This is a genomic window from Enterococcus sp. LJL98 (genome assembly GCF_054871745.1).
This window is the reverse complement of record NZ_JBTXLU010000001.1, coordinates 565,679-586,419: the sequence shown is the minus strand read 5'-3', so window position 1 is coordinate 586,419 and position 20,741 is coordinate 565,679. Positions and strand designations below refer to the sequence as shown.

Annotated in this window: 20 protein-coding genes and 1 CRISPR repeat array (1 of these 21 cut by a window edge); of the genes, 15 read left to right on the top strand and 5 right to left on the bottom strand. The window is 39.3% G+C overall.

Annotated features, from left to right (window positions below):
• A CRISPR array of direct repeats spans positions 1-357; the repeat unit is 32 nt; unit sequence GTCGCATCCTTTATGGGTGCGTGGATTGAAAT (it extends 866 nt beyond the left edge of the window).
• 161 nt (positions 358-518) lie between these two features.
• The 3 genes from recO (at position 519) to glyS (ending at position 4,608) form a co-directional block, all read left to right on the top strand.
• On the top strand, positions 519-1,325 hold the full coding sequence (gene recO / locus ACYSNO_RS02690) for a DNA repair protein RecO (protein ID WP_461729516.1): 807 nt from the start codon (positions 519-521) through the stop codon (positions 1,323-1,325).
• Between the two features lie 294 nt (positions 1,326-1,619).
• Positions 1,620-2,534 (top strand): glycine--tRNA ligase subunit alpha, encoded by a 915-nt coding sequence (gene glyQ / locus ACYSNO_RS02685; RefSeq protein WP_461729515.1) that lies wholly within the window; start codon positions 1,620-1,622, stop codon positions 2,532-2,534.
• Between the two features lies 1 nt (position 2,535).
• The gene (gene glyS / locus ACYSNO_RS02680; protein ID WP_461729514.1) at positions 2,536-4,608 is read left to right on the top strand and encodes a glycine--tRNA ligase subunit beta; all 2,073 of its coding nucleotides are present in this window, start codon (positions 2,536-2,538) and stop codon (positions 4,606-4,608) included.
• A gap of 52 nt (positions 4,609-4,660) precedes the next feature.
• Here glyS and yidC read toward each other — a convergent pair whose 3' ends face one another.
• Positions 4,661-5,608 (bottom strand): membrane protein insertase YidC, encoded by a 948-nt coding sequence (yidC, locus tag ACYSNO_RS02675; protein WP_461729513.1) that lies wholly within the window; start codon positions 5,606-5,608, stop codon positions 4,661-4,663.
• A gap of 105 nt (positions 5,609-5,713) precedes the next feature.
• The gene (locus tag ACYSNO_RS02670) at positions 5,714-5,986 is read right to left on the bottom strand and encodes an acylphosphatase (protein ID WP_461729512.1); all 273 of its coding nucleotides are present in this window, start codon (positions 5,984-5,986) and stop codon (positions 5,714-5,716) included.
• A gap of 97 nt (positions 5,987-6,083) precedes the next feature.
• Between ACYSNO_RS02670 and ACYSNO_RS02665 the strand changes: the two genes are divergently transcribed.
• Positions 6,084-6,845 carry a TrmH family RNA methyltransferase gene (locus ACYSNO_RS02665; RefSeq protein ID WP_461729511.1) on the top strand — a complete coding sequence of 254 codons (762 nt, stop codon included), beginning with the start codon at positions 6,084-6,086 and terminating at the stop codon, positions 6,843-6,845.
• A gap of 130 nt (positions 6,846-6,975) precedes the next feature.
• Positions 6,976-7,482 (top strand): HD domain-containing protein, encoded by a 507-nt coding sequence (locus ACYSNO_RS02660; protein ID WP_461729510.1) that lies wholly within the window; start codon positions 6,976-6,978, stop codon positions 7,480-7,482.
• A gap of 49 nt (positions 7,483-7,531) precedes the next feature.
• On the opposite strand, the gene ACYSNO_RS02655 is transcribed toward ACYSNO_RS02660, so the two are convergent.
• From ACYSNO_RS02655 to ACYSNO_RS02645, 3 genes are read right to left on the bottom strand one after another with little or no spacing between them, the layout of a single operon-like run.
• On the bottom strand, positions 7,532-8,725 hold the full coding sequence (locus tag ACYSNO_RS02655) for a YdcF family protein (RefSeq protein WP_461729509.1): 1,194 nt from the start codon (positions 8,723-8,725) through the stop codon (positions 7,532-7,534).
• A 39-nt stretch (positions 8,726-8,764) separates the two neighbouring features.
• Entirely contained in the window at positions 8,765-10,069 is a 1,305-nt protein-coding gene (locus ACYSNO_RS02650; RefSeq protein WP_461729508.1) for a serine hydrolase, read from the bottom strand.
• Positions 10,070-10,121: 52 nt separating this feature from the next.
• Positions 10,122-10,490, bottom strand: coding sequence for a DUF4828 domain-containing protein (locus tag ACYSNO_RS02645; protein WP_461729507.1), 369 nt, complete (start codon positions 10,488-10,490; stop codon positions 10,122-10,124).
• Positions 10,491-10,751: 261 nt separating this feature from the next.
• Here ACYSNO_RS02645 and ACYSNO_RS02640 point away from each other — a divergent pair, with 261 nt between their 5' ends.
• The 10 genes from ACYSNO_RS02640 to ACYSNO_RS02595 all read left to right on the top strand — a co-directional run bounded on the left by ACYSNO_RS02640 (position 10,752) and on the right by ACYSNO_RS02595 (position 20,713).
• Positions 10,752-11,750, top strand: coding sequence for a Gfo/Idh/MocA family protein (locus tag ACYSNO_RS02640; protein WP_461729506.1), 999 nt, complete (start codon positions 10,752-10,754; stop codon positions 11,748-11,750).
• 9 nt (positions 11,751-11,759) lie between these two features.
• A complete protein-coding gene (locus ACYSNO_RS02635) occupies positions 11,760-13,073 on the top strand; it encodes a DEAD/DEAH box helicase (protein WP_461729505.1) in 1,314 nt (437 codons plus the stop codon).
• Positions 13,074-13,100: 27 nt separating this feature from the next.
• The gene (locus tag ACYSNO_RS02630; protein WP_461729504.1) at positions 13,101-15,821 is read left to right on the top strand and encodes a sigma 54-interacting transcriptional regulator; all 2,721 of its coding nucleotides are present in this window, start codon (positions 13,101-13,103) and stop codon (positions 15,819-15,821) included.
• A 479-nt stretch (positions 15,822-16,300) separates the two neighbouring features.
• On the top strand, positions 16,301-17,680 hold the full coding sequence (locus tag ACYSNO_RS02625; protein ID WP_461729503.1) for a PTS sugar transporter subunit IIC: 1,380 nt from the start codon (positions 16,301-16,303) through the stop codon (positions 17,678-17,680).
• Between the two features lie 63 nt (positions 17,681-17,743).
• A complete protein-coding gene (locus tag ACYSNO_RS02620; RefSeq protein WP_461729502.1) occupies positions 17,744-17,956 on the top strand; it encodes a hypothetical protein in 213 nt (70 codons plus the stop codon).
• A gap of 17 nt (positions 17,957-17,973) precedes the next feature.
• A complete protein-coding gene (locus tag ACYSNO_RS02615; protein ID WP_461729501.1) occupies positions 17,974-18,168 on the top strand; it encodes a hypothetical protein in 195 nt (64 codons plus the stop codon).
• Positions 18,155-18,571, top strand: a complete 417-nt coding sequence (locus ACYSNO_RS02610) for a DUF3284 domain-containing protein (RefSeq protein WP_461729500.1) — start codon at positions 18,155-18,157, stop codon at positions 18,569-18,571. Before ACYSNO_RS02615 ends, ACYSNO_RS02610 begins: the two co-directional genes overlap by 14 nt.
• A 167-nt stretch (positions 18,572-18,738) precedes the next feature.
• A complete protein-coding gene (locus ACYSNO_RS02605; RefSeq protein ID WP_461729499.1) occupies positions 18,739-19,056 on the top strand; it encodes a PTS sugar transporter subunit IIB in 318 nt (105 codons plus the stop codon).
• A 21-nt stretch (positions 19,057-19,077) separates the two neighbouring features.
• Positions 19,078-19,395 carry a PTS lactose/cellobiose transporter subunit IIA gene (locus ACYSNO_RS02600; RefSeq protein WP_461729498.1) on the top strand — a complete coding sequence of 106 codons (318 nt, stop codon included), beginning with the start codon at positions 19,078-19,080 and terminating at the stop codon, positions 19,393-19,395.
• Between the two features lie 67 nt (positions 19,396-19,462).
• Positions 19,463-20,713 (top strand): PTS sugar transporter subunit IIC, encoded by a 1,251-nt coding sequence (locus tag ACYSNO_RS02595; RefSeq protein ID WP_461729497.1) that lies wholly within the window; start codon positions 19,463-19,465, stop codon positions 20,711-20,713.
• Positions 20,714-20,741 lie beyond the last annotated feature (28 nt).

Genomic DNA, 20,741 nt, shown 5'->3' with positions numbered 1-20,741 from the left:
TCCTTTATGGGTGCGTGGATTGAAATGAAGTTTCGAGCCTTTCTAAACCTAGAAACTACACGTCGCATCCTTTATGGGTGCGTGGATTGAAATGACGTCTAATCTACCGGTAATTTCAGCAGATGGCGTCGCATCCTTTATGGGTGCGTGGATTGAAATCATTTAAAAGAGGGTATGAACTACTCCCTAGAGAGTCGCATCCTTTATGGGTGCGTGGATTGAAATAGAATCTCAAGAAATGACTGTTGCACCTGTTCAAGTCGCATCCTTTATGGGTGCGTGGATTGAAATCAACCTCCTTTAAGATAACCACTCCATCATTTTCGTCGCATCCTTTATGGGTGCGTGGATTGAAATTAAAGTTCGTGTTTGGTGGTTTTGGACCATACGAAAAGCCATATCCAGCAAAGTTGCTTCGTTCAAATCTACAAATAAAAACATTAGGACCCTCTACCTTTTGTTTGAGAGAGGCAGAGATGAGGAAAAATAGGTGGAAACATCAAAGGAAGGAGCCCTGAATGAAAAATTTAGTAGAATCAAAAGGAATTATTTTATTCACGAAAGACTACAAAGAAAAAGATAAACTTGTCAAGATTTTTACTGAGTCTTCGGGTAAACTGATGTTTTTTGTGAAAGGTGCTCATCGAAAAAATAATCCTTTGACACCTGCCCTTATGCCCTATACTCAAGCCACTTATATGGGGAAATTTAATGAAGAAGGCTTGTCTTTTATTAATGGGGCAAAATATGTTCATCCGTATTTAAATATTCAAAAGGACATCTTTATTGCGGCGTATGCAACCTATTTATTAAATTTGGTGGATGCAGCAATTGAAGATCGTGTGTATGATCCGAACCTCTATACTTTTTTAGCACAGGCGCTTGAGAGATTGGATGAGGGAAAAGATCCGGAAATTATTACAAATATTTTTGAAATTCAAATTTTGCACCGTTTTGGTTCCTCTTTTGACTGGCAAAGGTGTCAACTTTGTGGGGAAACACAAGGGAAATTTGATTTTTCACCGAAGTATCACGGACTTCTTTGTGAGCGTCATTTCATAGAAGATTTGCATTGCTATGGAGCAGATCCTGTAGCGATTCATTTTATTCGAAGGTTTTCAGCCATTTCCTATCAGGAGATTCAATCCATTACGATAAAGCCAGAAACCAAGCAAAAGATTCGGCAAGTGATCGATCAATTGTATGAAGAATATGTCGGTATTCACTTAAAAAGCAAAAAATTTATTGAACAAATGCAAGACTGGGGCCAAATACTGCAGCCAAAAGTTGAAAAAAATCCGAGCGCTACAGAGGAAAGTGATTGACAAAGCATGGCGAAAGGATTTATGATAGTAGGTAACTGAATCGTGCGTTGATCATTAGAAAGAGTAAAGAATTTGTCCTAAAAGCGAGTCTGGGAGAGTGGAAGCCAGGTAGTTGACGACTTTGCTCGAGGCACTTGAGAGCACTGTAAATAAAAGCTGCCGAGTAATCGGAAGTAGGGTGGAACCGCGAATGAATTCGTCCCTATACTTATCTTTTTTGGATAAGTATAGGGCTTTTTTTATTGACAGAAACTCAAAAATCAAACGACATGAAACAAATAGGAGGAGAAAAAGATGGCACAAAAATTAACAGTACAAGAAATGATTTTAACCTTGCAAAACTTTTGGTCAAATAATGGTTGTTTATTGATGCAAGCTTACGATACAGAAAAGGGAGCCGGCACCATGAGTCCGTTTACTTTTCTAAGAGCGATTGGACCTGAACCTTGGAATGCTGCTTATGTGGAGCCTTCTCGTCGTCCGGCAGACGGTCGTTACGGAGAAAATCCGAATCGTCTCTATCAACACCATCAATTTCAAGTTGTAATGAAACCATCACCAGAAAACATTCAAGAGTTATACTTAGAAAGTTTAAAACTCCTAGGAATTAACCCTTTAGAACATGATATCCGTTTTGTTGAGGACAACTGGGAAAATCCTTCCATGGGTTGTGCGGGTTTGGGTTGGGAAGTCTGGTTAAATGGGATGGAGATTACGCAATTTACTTATTTCCAACAAGTCGGAAGTTTGGCTTGTAAACCAGTCACAGCCGAAATTACTTACGGGTTAGAGCGTTTGGCTTCCTATATACAAGAAGTGGAAAGTGTCTATGACCTAGAGTGGTCGACAGGTGTAAAATATGGTGAAATCTTTAAACAAGCGGAGTACGAGCATTCCAAGTATTCTTTTGATGTCAGTGATCAAGCACTATTGTTAGATAATTTTAATAAATTTGAATTAGAAGCTCAGCGTTGTATCGCGGAAAATCTCGTTCATCCAGCGTATGATTATATTTTAAAATGTAGCCACAACTTTAACTTATTAGATGCAAGAGGGGCGGTATCTGTTACGGAACGAGCGGGTTACTTAGCACGGATTCGTAAGATGTCTCGAGAAATCGCAAAAATTTTCGTCGAAGAAAGAGCCAAATTAGGTTACCCTTTGTTAAGTCGAGAAGAAGCAGAAAAATGGCTCAAGGAGGACAAATAAGATGACAAAAAACTTATTATTTGAGATTGGTTTAGAAGAAGTTCCAGCACAAATGGTTGTGCCTAGCATGAATCAATTAAAAGACAAAACAGAAAGATTCTTAAAAGAACACACCTTACCTTTTGAAAAAATCGAAGCTTATTCAACTCCCCGTCGTTTCGCAATTTATGTAGAGGGACTGGCAGAGAAACAATCCGATAAAGAAGAAGAACTAAAAGGACCGGCTAGAAAAATTGCTCAAGATGCAGAAGGCAATTGGTCAAAAGCAGCTCAAGGCTTTGTTCGTGGTCAAGGACTAAGTGTCGATGACATTTATTTCAAGGAGTTAAAAGGGGTCGAGTATGTCCATGTCACCAAAAAGACAAAAGGAAAACCAGCTTTTGAAGTCTTGACAGGATTGAAAGAAGTGATGACCAGTCTAACATTCCCAGTCACCATGCACTGGAGTCACTTTGACTTTGAATACATTCGTCCGGTTCATTGGCTAGTCGCATTGCTAGATGATGAAGTGATTCCTTTTCATTTTTTAGATGTTGCGACAGGAAGAACAACAAGAGGGCACCGTTTCTTGGGGCAGGATGTCACACTTGCCCACGCCGATGAGTATTTGGAAAAATTAAGTGAAGTGTTTGTAATTGCCGACTCAAAGCGTCGTGAATCAATGATTGTTGACCAAATTCAAGTAATTGCGGATGAACAAAATTGGCAAGTGGATTTGGATGCCAAACTATTGGACGAAGTAAATAACCTGGTAGAATATCCAACGGCTTTTGTTGGGAATTATGACGAAAAATATTTAACAGTCCCGGAAGAAGTCCTTGTGACATCAATGAAAGAACATCAACGATACTTTGATGTGCGAAATGCGAAAGGCGATTTATTGCCACATTTTATCTCAGTGAGAAATGGGAATGAACACGCAATTGAAAACGTCATTAAAGGGAATGAAAAAGTATTAGTTGCACGCTTAGAAGACGCAGAATTCTTTTACCAAGAAGACCAAAAAATGACCATCGATCAATGTTTGGCAAAATTAAAACAAGTCACTTTCCATAAAAAAATAGGGTCACTTGAAGAAAAAATGTTACGCGTACAATTAATTGCGCAAATTTTAGGTGAGAAAGTTGGGTTATCGGTAACCGAACAACAAGATTTAAAACGCGCGAGTGCGATTTATAAATTTGACTTAGTCACCAATATGGTGGGCGAGTTTCCTGAGTTGCAAGGAATCATGGGTGAAAAGTATGCTCTTTTACAAGGGGAGAATCCACAAGTTGCACAAGCCATTAGAGAACACTATTTACCGATTGCAAGTGAAGGTGCGCTACCAACATCGAATATCGGTGCTGTATTAGCCATTGCAGATAAACTGGATAGCTTGCTTACCTTCTTTTCAGTTGGTATGATTCCAAGTGGTTCTAACGATCCCTATGCGTTACGTCGTCAAAGTTATGGAATTGTCCGTATCTTAGAGCAAAAGAAATGGGGCTTTCCGCTAGTCGCTTTACAAGCTGAAATTGAAGCGAAAATTAACGAAAATCATGACCTCTACGGCATTCAATTAGAAACGCAATCCCAACAGCTCATTGATTTTATTCATGCGCGCTTAAAACAATTCTTTATGACTAAGAATATCCGCCATGATGTCATTGAAGCAGTGATATCTTCGAATCAACCAGATATCTCTAAATTGTTTGATGCTGCTCAAATTGTAAAAGAGCATGTGGAAGACCCTGATTTTAAGGTTTCGATTGAAGCCTTAACGCGTGTCATTCATTTGGCGCGTAAAGCAACCAATGACAACCAGACAATTGATCCCTTACTTTTCGAAAACCAAGCCGAAAAGAATTTATACGAAGCAGCAAATGAAGTCGAAGCGCAATTTAAAACACGTACCATGACAGAAAATTATGCCGCGCTCGTTGCGTTACGTCCATTGATTGAGGCCTATTTCGCAGAAACGATGGTGATGGTGGAAGATGAAGCGATTCGTAATAATCGTCTAAATCAACTGAGCCAAATCTCACACATGGCACTTGTGATTGCCAGTCTGGATCATTTGATTACAAAATAGAAAAAAACAAGCGGTCGAAGGGCGTACCTTCAATCGCTTGTTTTATTTTCGATTAATTTTTCCGTTGTTGTTTGCCTGCGTTACGTCCTTTACTTGCAGGATGTGTCGCATTTCGCGGTTGATTTTTTTGATTGCTTGTAACAGCCTTTGTTTCTTTAACTGGTTCTGCTTCTTTACGAGCAGTTACGACCACTTTTGGTGGATTTTTACGCATTTCTTCTGCGATTTTTCCTTTAATTTTTGGCTTCATTAAGACGTTCGTAATGAAGGTTTGAATACAACCGATTATTCCTCCAATTACCCAGTAAAGTGTCACACCTGCTGGGGATGAAAAGGACATCATGACAATCATGAGTGGCGAAACAATGAGCATGCTACGCATTGTTTTCTTTTGCTCTTCAGGAACACCAATCAAAGAAAGGTAACCTTGCAAGGCATAAGCCAATCCTGCAATCGCTACGAGAATTAAACTACTTTTTCCTAAAGAAATACCGTAAAAAGTGGCTTGATCAATTCCTGGTGTATAACGAGCAGTATAAAAGAGGGCAGTGAAGACAGGCATTTGTAAGAGTAGTGGTAGACAGCCCATGCCACCAAACATACTTAAGCCATTTTCTTTATAGACGTTTTGCATTTCCAACTGGGCTTGCATTTGCTCTTCACGTGTGACCGCTTTTTTTGCATTTGCTTGTGCAATGTCAATTTGTGGTTTGATATATTGCATTTTTTCGGCTTGTACCATGGATTTATGCGATTGATGAATCCCTAGCGGCAAGATAATCAAGCGAACAATAATGGTGATGACGATAATTGCCCAACCATAGCCCATTTGCCATTCTTGGGCAATGAATGTTAATAATTGTCCAAGAGGCTCAACTAGAAATCGATAAATTAAACCATTTGGATCTGGCACGCCATCTTTCATTTTGACACAGCCAGAAAGTGTCATTAATACGACGAATAGCCCGGAACCGAGGAGCCAATTTTTTTTATTTTTCATTGAATTCTTCCTTTTCTATTAAAATGAACACAAGACTAACTATACTAAAAAAGTGAAGGCTTTTCAATGCACTAGAATAAAAAGCTTCTGAATCTTCATATTTGATTATTTTGTGAGGAACTTCCTTGTTTCAGAAATTTCGGCAACTTCCTCTAGCTGAAACGAATCTACGCGACCAAAGGGAGCGGGAGATGCCTTTACTTTTTCGATAAAAGTATCTAACTCCTTTTCTGGTCCCGTGGCTTCAATCCTAACAGAACCGTCCTCTTCATTTTTAGCTGAACCAAAGATACCTAATTCATCTGCAGCAATTTTTGTGAGGTAACGAAACCCGACTCCTTGTACCCTTCCGGTGACTCTCATACGAACTTTTCTCATTCAAAAGACCTCCTTTTTCTAAATGATAACGTTTTTTTGATGGTAGAACAAGTTATCTTGTTTCCTTCGTGTTATAATTCGAAGTGGGTGAGAGAAAATGAAAGAAATTCAATCGAGTAAAAATCAATTAATTAAAGAGTTAAAAAAGTTTCATCAAAAAAAACAACGTGACCGTGAGAATAAGTATCTAGTAGAAGGCTACCATTTAGTCGAAGAAGCGGTGCTACATGATGCGGTGGTCGAACAAGTATTGGTTGACGAAAAAGGATTGGCTGAATATGGGCAGTGGTTAGCCGAAAAAAACTTAACAACCATTCTCGTTTCGTATGAGGTGCTTAAGTCGCTTTCAGAATTACCTACGCCTCAAGGAATCGTCGCACTGGTGCAAAAATCCGAAGAGCAAAAAATTTCTTACCAGGGGAGATGGCTACTGCTTGATCGGGTGCAAGACCCAGGAAATGTCGGGACCTTGATTCGTACTGCGGATGCTGCTGGATTTACGGGAGTTGTTTTAGGCGAGGGAACTGCGGATATTTATAGCACGAAAGTTTTGCGGAGCATGCAGGGGAGTCACTTCCATTTACCTATTATCACTAGAAATCTATTGGATGTTTTAGCAGAATTTAAAAAACAGCAAGTTCCTGTTTATGGAACGGAACTAAATAAAGAAGCCCTTGCGTACACAAGACTTCCGTCAACGAATCAAGTCGCTTTGATTTTAGGAAATGAAGGGCAAGGAGTCCAAAAAGAAATGCTAGAACAAACCGATAAAAATATTTACATCCCAATCTATGGTGCAGCGGAATCACTAAATGTCGGAATTGCAGGCGGCATTTTAATGTATCATTTTGTGTCCTAAGCCAAGACAACCTTTAAGGAACTGTTAACTTTTTTATCAAAAAATAGGCTTCTTTAGACAATCGTGAAAAAAGTGCTATACTTTAAGATGTGAAAAATATTGAATCAGTAAAAGGTGGCAAATGATTTATATGACCCAAGAATGGAAACAAGATGCAGAATATTTGTCTTATATTGAAGATTTATTAGAGACGGAAGAAGTTCAAAGTTTGTCTGATTTTGTTCAACATTATCATTCTACACGTTTAGACCACTCGATTAGTGTCTCTTATTATAGTTATAAACTAGCAAAGCGATGGAATGGCGATGCCCGATCGACTGCTCGCGCAGGTCTCCTGCATGACTTGTTTTTTTATGATTGGCGGACAACGAAATTCGATGAGGGCTCGCATGCTTACATGCATCCAAGGATTGCAGTGGCGAATGCTGAGAAAATCACGGAACTTTCAGACTTAGAAAAAGACATTATCGTAAAGCATATGTGGGGAGCGACGCTTGCTTTTCCACGCTATAAAGAAAGTTATATCGTCACAATGGTGGATAAATATTGTGCAATTAAAGAAGCAACTGGTCCAATGGCGGTTCGCTTAAAAAGTCGTTGGCAAAATTGGGTTTTAAAAAATCAATCAATGATCTAAAAAAAGTTCAAGCAATCCTTTTAAAAAGGACGCTTGAACTTTTTTATTTTTAGTGGCTACTAAGAAAAGAGGCCACGGCAAGTAATAGGAACACACACGTCGAGCAACCTAAAAAGAGAAAATGAATGCGGCGTTGCATGGCAATAATCGCAATGAATTCTCGTAAAAAGGCGGTAGGTAAGTAATAAAATGCCGTTTTAGAACCAATACCATCCGCTTTTAATTGGTTTTTTTGGGCATAAATGCCTGCTCGAAAGATGTGATAGTTATTTGAGGAAAAAATCACCTTTGCTCCTAGGGGTTGTTGTTTTTCAATTAATTCTTTTGAAAATTTCATGTTCTCAAAAGTAGTGGTGGACTGTTCTTCCGTTAATAAGTCTTCCGTAGGATAGCCTTGCGCTATGGCGTAGTTTCGCATTGCAAGGGCCTCCGGGATTTTTTCATCCGGTCCTTGTCCACCCGAGAAAAGGATTTTAGGCGTTTGACCTGTTTTTTCTTTTTGTCGATTGTAAAAAGCAAGGGCTCGGTCAATCCTTTGAGCTAGCAAGGGAGTCACAGAATCACCATTTAAGAGTCCTGCCCCCAAGACAATAATATAGTCTTGCTGGTACCGTGGTCGGTTAAATTGATAAATGATTGAAATCGTTAGAAAGTTTAAAAATAGAAAAGTAAAATAAACGAGTGCAAACGGTAAAATTGAAAAAAAGACGGCAAGCCAGTCTGGTAAAAAGCGACTGAAGAATAGATTGTAAGTAGAAAGAAAGGTTAAAGCAAGTGCTAAAAGAAGGGTGAGTAAATTCCCTAAGGAACGGCCTTCTCGTCGTATCATGATTCGAGCATTCCAGTAAAGTAATAAGATCAGGCTCCATGAACCAAAAAATAGAACGAACAAAGCCAGTAGTAAAAAAAGAAGTAAGAAACAAAAAACAAGCCAGTCCTTGACTTCAATATAATAAAAAACAAGATAGAGAGCAAAGCTTACTAAAAAAAGATTAAAAAGAAAACCATTGAATAGACGTGTTTTCTTTCGGTAGTAACTAACCAGAAAAATAAAGAGAATGAGAAAAGGGACAGAAATAAAAAAAGTACCATGCTTATACTCGCGTAACCCTAAATAAGTAGGAAATGAAAGGAGGGTCCAAAGACTCATTGCCATCAAAAAAGAACCATTCTTTCTTTGTTGCCAATAATAAAGCAAGATTGAGACAAAGCTATAGCACAATAAGAAGTAAATGCTCAACATCGATTTAACCTCCATTCCTTCAAAAAGATTATTAGTGTGTTAATCAAAGAGTTTTCGCCAAATTCGTACAAAGATATTTGTTTTTTCGACGTCCTTTTCTGCATAAAAAGGCAGCGCTGTGAGTTGTTCTTTCGCCTGTGCTTCATCGCTTGTTTCAAGGTAAAGTAGGGGTTCTTTAGGTATCAGAGTATAAGCTCCTAGTTCCTGTCCCTTGCTGATTGGCGCTTTCGATTTTTGATTCTTTTCTTCCAATGTTAGTTGAACGTCAAAATCCTCTAAGGTTGTTTTCGTTGGTAAAAGAACATTCAGAGAATCCTTTGAAACAATGGGAACATTTTTTTCTTTTCCATCGACAACGGGGACAGTCGATTTTGATGGGAGAGGTTCACCGGCAGTCAACAGCGATTGGGATTGCCAATTTTCATAAGCGTAATCAATCAAGCGGCTCGTTTCTGTAAAGCGAGCGTCTGGATGTTCTTCGTCGGCTTCGGCATTTAAAATAACCGTAATGATTCGCTGGTTGTTTTGAATCGCACTACCGACAAATGAAGGCCCAGCAAGATCTGTCGTTCCTGTTTTTAACCCATCCACACTGGCTTTTTCATAAGGCATTCCAGGTAAGAGCCAATTGGTGCTATACATCACTGCCGGTCCACCAGATTTTGAATGAAACGTCGCTGAAGCCTTTTTCGTAAACGCGAGTGTTTCAGGAAAGTCAACGATTAGATGGCGAGCGACAATCGCGATGTCTCTAGCCGAAAGTTCATTTTCATCTGTTGGACTGGAGCCAGGATAATGAGCGGTTTGAATGTCTTCATTATTCAAACCCGTGCTATTCACGATTTTCGAATCGGTAATCCCCCAAGTCGATAATTGTTGTTTCATAAGATCAACAAAATCTTTTTCGGTTCCTGCGATTGTTTCAGCAATAGCAACCGTTGCTGCATTTGCGGATTGTAAAACGGCTGTTTCAAAAAGTTCTTCGATGGTATAGGTATCGCCCGTTTCAAGAAGGACGTTTGACAAGGCCAAATTGTAGCTTAAATCAGAAATTTCTTTTGAAATTGTAATCGAATCGGACCAACTGAATTCGCCAGTTGCAATGTGGTCTTGGATTACGTAAAAACTTAACAATTTCGTAATAGAGGCCATTGGTAATCGGGCGTTACTATTTTGTTCGTAAAGAATCGTCCCGGTAGCGACGTCTACGGCCAGTGCTGCTTTTGCTTGTATGGAAAAAGTTTCTTCTGTCGTATCTGCTTGGACAGGCAAAGTGAAGCTAAGTAAGAGTAGCAGAAGAATCATCGTTGTTTTTTTTATTTTTGTGAAGAGATGTGAAATCATTGAAATGCTCCTTTATGAAAGATTGAACGAAAATCGTTAACGGAATCGATTGTTAACAAGTTTCGCCATTTAAGTGGGTTAGCAGGTAGGAAGAGCCCTCTGCTTCGTCGTAAAAGTAGTAACCATTGGGCCTTTCCTCAAAGCTTATTTCGTAACCCATTGGATCAAGGAAGACGAGGCGTTGACTGCTTTGCTGTAAAATCGTCACCTGTTGGTTTTTCCCACGAACAAGTAATTGATAGTCCGGTGTGATTGTTAAGAGGACTTCATCATTCTTTCTTCTTGAATAAGACCAATCGCCAATAAAAGCTCTTTGTTTTTCTTGTATCTGTTTTTGATGTTGTTTGTTTTTTTTGAGGATCATTGATCCTATGAGGCCAGTCGCAAGAGAGGCGGTTAATAAAAATATTTTTTTCTTCATGATGTCACCCTTTTATTTATCTAATAACTAAAAGTATAGCATGAAATGACCAAAATACCTCAAACTTTGGAAGGAAAATTCAGCTGAAAGAGGGAATTTGTGATACAATTCAAGCAGGTAGGTGCAGCAAGCAGAAATTTGACTCTTATGTTTTTTCTAGGACACTCGTTGAAAAGGATACATCTGTATTTAAGCACGAATCAATCAAGTAAGAGGCGTTTCCTAGCGAAGCCAAATAAAAAAAGAAAGAAGGAATGCGTGATGATTCATTTAGGAATTATTGGAACAAATTGGATTACCCACCAATTTGTTGAAGCGGCGATTGCAACAAAGGAGTACCAATTGACGGCGGTTTATTCACGTAAGCGAGCAACAGCAGAAACATTTGCAGCTCGTTACGAAGGAGAGATACAATGTGCGACCGATCTAGATGAATTTGTTCAGATGCCACAACTGGAAGCCATTTATATTGCATCGCCAAATAGTTTGCATTTTTCACAAGCGAAAGCAGCGATTTTAGCGAACAAACATGTGATTGTTGAAAAACCAGCTTTTTCAACGCCTAAAGAAATGGCAGAAATTATTCAATTAGCAAAAGAACATCAAGTTTGTTTCTTTGAAGCCGCTCGCAACATTCATGAAGATAATTTTAAAAAGATTGCAGAAATGTTACCTGAACCACAAGAAATTATTGGAGCAAACTTTAGTTATATGAAATACTCCTCACGTTACGATGCGGTTTTAGCCGGAGAGGAACCAAATATTTTCTCACCGAAGTTTTCAGGAGGATCGTTGGCTGACTTGGGTGTTTACCCTGTGTATGCAGCCGTTGCCTGGTTCGGGATGCCAACTTCCGTGCATCATTTTGCACGCAAAATTGTTACAGGCGTGGATGGCATTGGAACAGCGATTTTACGTTATGATCACTTCGATGTAACGATTCAGCACGGGAAAATTGGAGACTCCTTCTTACCGTCTGAAATTTATACAACGAAAGAAACGTTGGTTTTAAGTAGTGTCAACTCCATTAGTCAAGTAACGCGTCATCAACGAGTAGAGCCGAAAGTTCAGGAAACACTTTTGCATGTGGAAGAAAATCCAATGGTTGAAGAAGCACGTGTTTTCGCAAAAATAATCAATCATCCAGCTGCCAATGAAGCGGCATATCAACAATTATTAGATTTAGCAAAAGGTGTCAATGAGCTCTTGTATGAGATGCGCAAACAAGTCGGTGTCGTTTATGCGGCAGATGAAGAATAGAGGAAAATAATGATGCAAGAAACATTGCCAGAAAAATGGCAAATTCGGTGGGCAGAAAAAGGATTTTCTGCCCCCTCACTGATTCAAGAAATGGTTTTTGAAGCCTTAAAAGAAGAAAAAGACGTGGTCGGTATTTCTCCCACAGGTTCTGGTAAAACGTTGGCATATTTATTACCCACACTCTTGAAGGTCCAACCTGGTGAAGGCAATCAACTGGTGATTTTGACTTCTTCACAAGAATTAGGCATGCAAGTCGCAGAAGTGGCTCGCGAATGGGCACAGGACTTAGATTTAAAGGTTCAATCTTTAATCGGTGGCGCAAATGTGAAGCGACAAATGGAACGGTTAAAAGACAAACCAGAAGTTCTTGTTGGGACTCCGGGACGCGTTTTAGAACTAATCAAACAAAGAAAAGTGAAGAGTCAACAGATTCAAAGCATCGTTTTGGATGAAGCGGACCAGTTGTTACAAAAAGGTACAAGGACTTTTGTTCAACAGATTTTAGATCGATTGCCAGAAAAGACGCAGCATTCCTTCTTTTCAGCAACAGCTGATGTGGCTTTACCAGCTATCCGTGAAATTATCAAAGACGAACTCGGAATTTTAGATGCGACAGCCTTGAATCCTAGAAATGAACAAGTACACCACTACTATTTGAATTATTCCAAACGTCAAGTGGTCGACGCCCTTCGTCGCTTGTCTCACTTGAAGAATTTTCAAGGTTTCGTTTTTTTTAATCAACTTAGCGATTTAGGCAGCGCGGAAAAAAAATTACAATATCACCAGGTTCCAGTGGCATCGTTGGCTTCCGATCAAGCAAAGGACATTCGAAAAATGGCACTGGATGCTTTTAAGGAGCAAAAAATCCGCCAATTGCTAACAACTGACTTAGCATCGCGCGGCTTAGACATTGAAAAAATTCCTTATGTCATTAATACGGAGGTTCCACTAACGAAAGAAAGTTATCTGCATCGCGCGGGACGAATTGGTCGAATGGGTGCACCGGGAACGGTCTTAACCATTGTCCAAGACCATACGTTACGCGACCTAAAACGAATGGTGCGGGGACTTGATCTGACACTAGAGGAAGTCTATTTGCATGGGGGCGAATTGGTTACCCAATTACCTGAAAAACCAATGTTAGAAAACAAAAAAACACCCGTGAGAAAAGAACAAAAAAGGCCACCCGCTCAAAATGGTCCTTTAAAAGAATCAGCGCCAGTTCCTTTTGATTCAGTGGAACCCAAAAAGAAAAAGAAGAAAAAAGTGAGAACTGCGAAACAGAAAAATAAAGGTGCCAGAAAAAAAGTATCACCGAAGTAAGAGAAAAGGCTTATTGAAGGAGATTACATGAATTCTAGAAAAACAGAAATTTTGCAAATCATCGAACGGCATCCAAGCGGGCTGACAGCCAATACGATGGCAGATTTATTAAAGATTGATCGGAGTAATGTCAGTCGTTATCTAAATGAACTCTATAAAGAAGGAAAAATTTTAAAAGGAGAAGGCCGCCCTGTTATCTATTCAGCATTGCAACTAGAAGAAGAAAAGGTTCATGTCGATACTTCTTCCGTTGTGACTTTTGATAACTTAGTGGGCGCCAATGATTCTTTGAAGGTGAGTATCCAACAAGCCAAAGCGGCTATTTTATATCCACCCAAAGGATTGCATACCATTGTTTTTGGTGAGACCGGAACAGGGAAATCGATGTTTGCAGAATGTATGTATCATTTTGCGATTTCATCACAAACACTGAAAGATGACGCCCCTTTTATTTCATTCAACTGTGCCGATTATGCTCAGAATCCGCAGCTTTTGTTTGGTCATATTTTTGGCATTCGCAAGGGTGCGTATACGGGGGCTTTAGAAGACAGTCCAGGATTAATTGCCAAAGCAGATGGGGGAATTTTATTCTTAGATGAGATTCATCGCTTGCCTCCCGAAGGCCAAGAGATGCTTTTTACCTTTATTGATAAAGGAACTTTTCGCCCCTTAGGAGAAAGCGCTCAAGTTTCAGAAGCTTCTGTCCAAATTATAGGTGCGACAACCGAATCGTCAGATAATTTTTTAACCACTTTTAATCGACGAATTCCGATGTCAATTACCCTACCGAACCTCGTTTCTCGTTCCTTAGACGAGCGGTATCAAATTATTTCGCTATTTATTAAGCAAGAAGCCAATCGTTTGAATCAACGCATTCAAGTAGAGAAATCAGCTTTGATTGCTTTTATGCTGTATGATGCAGAAGCTAATATTGGCCAAATTAAACGCGACTTGAAGTTGGTCTGTGCCAAAGCCTTTTTACATTATCGGACACATGACCACCCCCACTTAATCGTACGAAAAGAAGATTGTTCGTTAGTCGTCCAAAAAGGACTGTTAAAAGTCAAAGAATTGTCCGATCGCTTAGACTATTTCTTAGATGGGAAAGGCGATTATTTAACTTTTGATCCGGGAGAAGACGAAGTCGTTTGGTCAAAAGACCCTGAAAGAGATATGAAGGTGTACAACGATATTGAGGAAAAAGTTTCTTCTTTAAGTGAAACGGGAGTCGCGCGGATTGACCTAGAGAAATTGATTTCACGAGACGTGGATGCTTATTTTGAAACCTATGTTGAAGAACTCGTTCAAATCCCTGTACATAAGGAATTAATTCCCCTTGATATTTGGGAGTTAACCAATCGATTGTATGATCATGCAGAACAAGAACTCGATCGAAAGTACAATGAAAAAATTCGTTTTGCCTTCGCCCTTCACTTACATTCTACCTTAGAACGCGTCGCGGAAGATCACATGATTGTGCATCCGAATTTAAATAATGTGCGTAAAAATTTAAAAGCAGAATTCCAAGTGGCAATGGATTTGTCTTCAATTATTGAAGAAGAGCAAGAAGTCGAAATTCCTTTTGATGAGATTGGCTTTATTAGTATGTTCTTGTCCCTTGAAGCTGGGCAAGAAGAAATCTCGAACATTGAAAAAGTCGGTGTGATTGTTTTAATGCACGGCAAAAGAACCGCCAGTGGCATGCTCGAAACAGCACAGGAGTTATTAGGTACCTCAATCGGGCATGCGATGAATATGGGCTTGGATATTGAAGTGAAGGCGATGTATAGCCAATTACTCACTCATATTCAAGAAAATGAAAAAATCTATGAAAATGGTATTTTACTATTGACTGATATGGGTTCACTCAACTCTTTTGCTCATTTAATTTATGAAGAGACCGGTATCCGAACAAAAGCCATTTCAATGACGAGCACGATGGTCGTTTTAGAAGCTTTGCGAATGGCAGACGTGGGCCGAAGTTTAGAAGATATTTTTCAAAACGTGCAAGTTTCCTTTGAAACAGCTGTCCGAGAACAATTTCGAACGTCGCAAGAACAAAAAGAATTGAAAAAGGCGATTATTGTTACTTGCTTTACCGGTGAGGGAGCCGCTGCACGATTGTACCAACGGATTTTGCCGATTGTTGACCAATCGAAAGTTGAAGTGATTCAAATGCAATTTATTGAAAGAGAAACCTTTAAAAAACATATCGATGAACTCTTGAATCAGTATGAAATCAAAGCAATCGCCGGTACGGTTGAAATTGAATATCAAAATATTCCATTCTTTTCGGCCTACGATGTCTTTGATGATGAAAAATTAAACATGTTGAAAAGAATGGTCAGCGAAAGCCTACCAGTTAGTACGATTGTGAAATCACTGCAAGGAGCGATTACACACGTTCATTCGCTCCAACAACTGATTGAAGACTTACAACGATTAGTCCATCAAATTCAAAACCAATTGCACCTGATTGTTGATCCGGCAGTAGAATCGGGCTTGGTGATTCATCTTGTCTTTTTAGTTGAAAGTATTTTACGCGGCGAGGAACGTCGACGTTTTCAAGGGTTAAGTGCGTTTCAAAAAAATTATCGCTTAGAAAGTGACCTCGTTCGGACAGGTTTGATGAGCATTGAGAAGAAATACCAAATTCGTATTTCAGAAGATGAAATTGCACATCTGACGCAAATGTTTTTAGAAAATAAATTAGAACTCCAACAAGTGGAATTACACACTTTATTTTAGTGTGCAGCTTCTTATTTTTTGACCGTGTAATGAAAATAATCCAACAAAAGGGTGATTTTGCGCTCTTTGTTGGATTATTTTTTTTTGGCACGCTTATTGCTTATAAGTAAACGCATACATTAAATGGAGGTGAAAAGTTGGTTAGCAAAGAATGATGGATCGCTCGTATTTCATTCATTTTATGAAATTAGATAAAAGAGAGAAAGAGCCTTCATTTTTTGAATGAAGGGAATGAGCATCCGGTCTTAAGTCTTGTCTAACGGACCTTAATCGTGTTTGCTGGCGGTTAAGAAAAATGTTGCACGTTAGAAGGTTGTGTTGAAAGAATGGTGTTTTAGGGTATGAACAAATAAAAAAATCGTTTTACTTTTTTTGCCTCAAGTAAAAAAAGGATTTGACCGAAGACGCATAGGTGGGGACCTATCCGTGGCAAATGCTTGTTGAGTCGATAAAAAACAACGATTTCTAGGAGGAAAAAAATGGAAGCCTTAACAAGATGGTTAGAAAAGTATATTTTGCCCTTTGCGGCAAAAGTGGGGTCGGAAAAACATTTAGTTGCATTACGTGATGCCTTTATTGGTTTGATGCCAGTGACGATGGCGGGGGCCATGGCGACATTGCTGAATGCCTTTGTCCGTGATTTCCCAAATACTTATATGGGAGCTGACAATGCCGTTACGAAATTTTTCCAACCCTTGATTGGAATTAACGGGTTAGTTTGGACGGCGACCTTGGCCGTGATGGCAGTTGTTTTTGCTGCTTCACTCGGTTATAACGTAGCAAAAGCGTATGACGTGGATCCATTATCAGGAGCAATTGTTTCTTTATCTGCTTTTATTATGGGGATTCCACAATCAGCGAAAGTTAGTATTACACTTGCAGAAGCACTATCTGGTGAAGCTGCGAACTTGATTTCAGATGCAGGTTGGGTTGTTGATGGCGCTCAAATTAACGCTGCAGGTTGGGGATATTTCCCGTTTAGCCAATACATGGATGGTAAAGGCCTCTTTACAGCGATGATTTTTGGGTTCATTTCCACCATTATTTTTGCGAAAATGATGCAAAAGAAGATTATTATTCGCATGCCTGACTCTGTTCCACCAGCAGTATCCAAAGCATTTGCGGCAATCATTCCAGGAGTAACAGCATTATATGTGTCTGGTTTAATTTACTTCCTATTTGAAAAATATGTTGAAATGCCATTGATTGACTGGATTTCAATCAACATTCAAAGACCATTAATGGGTCTTTCCCAAGGCTATGGCGCCGTCTTCATTATTGTCTTACTCGTTCACGTGTTGTGGTTCTTTGGTTTACACGGCACCAATATTATGGCACCTGTGTTACAAACCCTATACGGAACAGCAATGGTTGAAAATACAAACGCTTTCCAATTACAAGAACCAATTCCATACAAATGGGTGGCAGGTTCTTTTGAAGCATTCGTTTGGCCAGGTGGTGCCGGTGTTACGCTAATGTTACTCGTAGCGATTTTAGTCTTTTCAAAACGGGCAGACTATAAAACAATTGGTGGTTTATCCATGGGACCAGGTTTATTTAACATCAATGAGCCAATTATGTTTGGGTTACCAATTGTTTTGAACCCGCTCTTTATGATTCCATTTATCTTGGCGCCAATTGCAACTGCAACGATTGCTTACTTTGCGACAATTGCAGGACTTGTGTCGCCAGTCGTTGTAAACGTTATCTGGGTGATGCCAGCAGTCATCAGTGGTTTCTTAGCAACTGGCGGGGACTGGCGTGCGATTGTTCTTACGTTGATTAACTTAGCAGTTGCGATGTTTATTTGGGCACCATTTATTATTGCCGCAAATAAAATCGGGTTACCTGAGGAATAAAAGAAAAGTGTCTTGCAAAGAGGCTTCTCTTTGCAAGACAAATCATAAAAAAGGATGGGGAAAATGATCACAATTAACTCTGCAATGCAGCAAGAAAATATTAAAGAATTACTTGAAGGATTAGAAAACGAAGAAATCACATATCAATTTAAAGAGAAAAAGGGGATCCAACTAATTTTTGAAATTACAGGAGACAAGGAGCAAGCGATTCGTTTAGCGAAAGATACGATTAAAAGCACTCCTTGGGGACATGTTTTATACTTTAACGTGGTTTAAAAGAAAAGAGGGAAACAATGTTTAAAAATGGCTTGTTTATCATATCAATGGGGTTGATTGCTTTTATTTATAGTGCGAATCCAATCACCGGAGTCTATCAGTGGGCAAATCTTTTGTTGGCTTTCTTTTTAATTGCACTTGGTACAGGAGTGGCAATCAAAGGACATCGAAAGAATCAAGAAAAGGAGGGAAAAGAACATGGAAATCGTTAAAGAATTAAATGTCCCAGCAGCCTTTTTCTTTCAAAAGATGATGGATTCTGTACGTTATGATATTGAACAGGCGACGGGCAAACAGTTACTAGTTGAACAAATGGAAAATTTTACCTACGTTAAGGAGTTTTCGAATAAAAGTAGTGCGAAAATTCAAATCGGCTCAATTGAACAAGACCGCTCCTACGGGTATCAAACGTCTACGAATCGAAATGACTTTTTTGCAACCTATGAAATCCGTGCGATTGCTCATGAAAAATGTGAAATTCGATACCATGAAAAGATGCACTCACATGGTCTGATTCAGCAGCTCAATGATTTTACAGTGAGTTTATTACTTGGTCGTTTCAAAAAGAAACGTTTTAAAGCCATGCTTCAAGCAATTGAAAAAGCGTACGAGTAAGAAAAAAACATCCACTAAAATTAGCGTGTAGGCTTCGTTATTAATTAGTGTGTAAAGAAGAGGGATTAGGAAAAGGTTGATATAACAGGGTTTTAAGAGGTTTAAAAGTTGGCACGTTACTTGCTTATAAAGTAAGTGTAAGACAAAAAAAGTGTGAGGTGAGTACCATGGCAAAGAAAACAATTATGTTAGTTTGTTCAGCTGGAATGAGTACAAGTTTATTAGTAACAAAAATGGAAAAAGCAGCGGAAGAAAGAGGGTTGGAGGCAGACATTTTTGCCGTTTCAGCTTCAGAAGCTGACCAACAATTGGAAACAAAAAATATTGATGTGCTACTTTTAGGGCCGCAAGTTCGCTTTATGAAAGCGCAATTTGAAAAAAAATTAGAAGCAAAAGGCATTCCATTAGATGTCATCGATATGCGTGATTATGGCATGATGAATGGACCAAAAGTGCTAGATCAAGCAGAAAGTTTAATGAAGTAGAAATTGAGGGGGATACAGTAAGTGGAAGAAAAAAACTTAGAAGCAATTATGGGATTAATTATGTTTGGTGGGAATGCCAAGAGTGACGCGATGGAAGCAATCGCTGCAGCAAAAGCAGGCGATTTAACCTTAGCAGATCAAAAGCTGGAAGATGCCAAAGCATCACTCGTTGAAGCCCATCGAGCACAAACAGGACTTCTAACACAAGAGGCACAAGGCGATCATATGACGGTGACTTTGTTAACAGTCCATGCGCAAGATCATTTAATGACGTCAATCGCGTTTACTGATATTGCAGCAGAATTTGTCGATGTTTATCGTCGCATTGAAGGGAAGTAAGGAGAGTCCTTATTTCCTATAGGGGTAAGGAAGTTGTCTGTCACATAAAAATAAGGAGGAGTTAACAATGGACGGGTTTGTACAATTTATGGAAGAGAAATTTGTTCCAATCGCATCAAAAATCGGTGCTCAAAGACATTTAATTGCCATTCGTGATGCTTTTATGGTCACCATGCCTTTAATGATTTTAGGAGCCTTAGCGGTAATGTTCAATAATTTACCGATTGATGCCTTTCAAAATGCAATGAACACAATTTTTGGTGGGGAAGCTTGGAAGGGATTTGGAGGTTCCGTTTGGAATGGCACCTTTGCAATCTTGTCTGTCTTAATTGCTTTTTTAATTGCTTATAACTTAGCTCACGGTTACGGAAAAGATGGTTTAGCAGCTGGAACGGTATCATTAGGAGCATTCTTTGCGTTAGGCGGCGCATTAGGAATGTCAAGTAACGGATTATTTATTGCAATTATTGTCGGTCTTATTTCAACAGAAATTTTTGTTCGTTTGATTGGTAATTCAAAACTAGTCATTAAGATGCCTGATGGTGTACCACCAGCAGTTGCACGCTCTTTTGCAGCTTTATTGCCAGCAATGATCGTCATCAGTTTGTTTGGCTTTATTGCGGCAGTTTTTGCAGCATTCGGCGTTTCAGATATTATTGGTTCATTCTATGCAGCAGTGCAAGAGCCGTTTATGGGACTAGCAAATAGTTATCCATCGGCGCTTTTAATTGCTTTCATTACACCATTCTTATGGTTCTTTGGTCTACATGGTGCCAACATGATTGATCCGTTTTTACAAACGATTAATGCACCTGCAATCGAAGCAAACTTGGCAGCAATTTCAGCCGGGAAAGCCGCACCTTACATTGTCAATAAACCATTTATTGACAGTTTTGTAAACCTTGGAGGAACAGGAGCTACCTTTGGTTTAATTATTGCCATTTATCTTGTTGGACGTAAAAATAAAGCTTATAATGTTGTAAACAACTTAAGTGCTGCACCAGGTTTGTTCAATATTAATGAGCCAATGTTATTCGGGTTACCAATCGTGTTAAACCCAATCATGTTTATCCCATTTATTATCGTACCAATGCTATTAGTGACAACGGCCTTTTGGGCAACGAGTCTAGGAATTGTACCAGTGGCAACCGTGATGCCACCGTGGGTAACGCCACCAATTTTAGGCGGATTTTTAGCAACGCAAAGCATCGCTGGGGCACTTCTAGCAGCGGTGAACTTGTTAATTTCAGTTGTCGTTTATGTGCCATTTGTTCGAATTGGTGTCTTACAAGAATTAAAACGGGAACAAAACGCTTAATTAAGGAGAACAAAACTTTGGGGAAGTC

Bases quoted from the DNA above. Each gene is read 5' to 3' on its own strand.
- recO (WP_461729516.1), top strand. From the start codon at position 519: ATGAAAAATTTAGTAGAATCAAAAGGAATTATTTTATTCACGAAAGAC.
- glyQ (WP_461729515.1), top strand. From the start codon at position 1,620: ATGGCACAAAAATTAACAGTACAAGAAATGATTTTAACCTTGCAAAAC.
- glyS (WP_461729514.1), top strand. From the start codon at position 2,536: ATGACAAAAAACTTATTATTTGAGATTGGTTTAGAAGAAGTTCCAGCA.
- yidC (WP_461729513.1), bottom strand. From the start codon at position 5,608: ATGAAAAATAAAAAAAATTGGCTCCTCGGTTCCGGGCTATTCGTCGTA.
- ACYSNO_RS02670 (WP_461729512.1), bottom strand. From the start codon at position 5,986: ATGAGAAAAGTTCGTATGAGAGTCACCGGAAGGGTACAAGGAGTCGGG.
- ACYSNO_RS02665 (WP_461729511.1), top strand. From the start codon at position 6,084: ATGAAAGAAATTCAATCGAGTAAAAATCAATTAATTAAAGAGTTAAAA.
- ACYSNO_RS02660 (WP_461729510.1), top strand. From the start codon at position 6,976: ATGACCCAAGAATGGAAACAAGATGCAGAATATTTGTCTTATATTGAA.
- ACYSNO_RS02655 (WP_461729509.1), bottom strand. From the start codon at position 8,725: ATGTTGAGCATTTACTTCTTATTGTGCTATAGCTTTGTCTCAATCTTG.
- ACYSNO_RS02650 (WP_461729508.1), bottom strand. From the start codon at position 10,069: ATGATTTCACATCTCTTCACAAAAATAAAAAAAACAACGATGATTCTT.
- ACYSNO_RS02645 (WP_461729507.1), bottom strand. From the start codon at position 10,490: ATGAAGAAAAAAATATTTTTATTAACCGCCTCTCTTGCGACTGGCCTC.
- ACYSNO_RS02640 (WP_461729506.1), top strand. From the start codon at position 10,752: ATGATTCATTTAGGAATTATTGGAACAAATTGGATTACCCACCAATTT.
- ACYSNO_RS02635 (WP_461729505.1), top strand. From the start codon at position 11,760: ATGATGCAAGAAACATTGCCAGAAAAATGGCAAATTCGGTGGGCAGAA.
- ACYSNO_RS02630 (WP_461729504.1), top strand. From the start codon at position 13,101: ATGAATTCTAGAAAAACAGAAATTTTGCAAATCATCGAACGGCATCCA.
- ACYSNO_RS02625 (WP_461729503.1), top strand. From the start codon at position 16,301: ATGGAAGCCTTAACAAGATGGTTAGAAAAGTATATTTTGCCCTTTGCG.
- ACYSNO_RS02620 (WP_461729502.1), top strand. From the start codon at position 17,744: ATGATCACAATTAACTCTGCAATGCAGCAAGAAAATATTAAAGAATTA.
- ACYSNO_RS02615 (WP_461729501.1), top strand. From the start codon at position 17,974: ATGTTTAAAAATGGCTTGTTTATCATATCAATGGGGTTGATTGCTTTT.
- ACYSNO_RS02610 (WP_461729500.1), top strand. From the start codon at position 18,155: ATGGAAATCGTTAAAGAATTAAATGTCCCAGCAGCCTTTTTCTTTCAA.
- ACYSNO_RS02605 (WP_461729499.1), top strand. From the start codon at position 18,739: ATGGCAAAGAAAACAATTATGTTAGTTTGTTCAGCTGGAATGAGTACA.
- ACYSNO_RS02595 (WP_461729497.1), top strand. From the start codon at position 19,463: ATGGACGGGTTTGTACAATTTATGGAAGAGAAATTTGTTCCAATCGCA.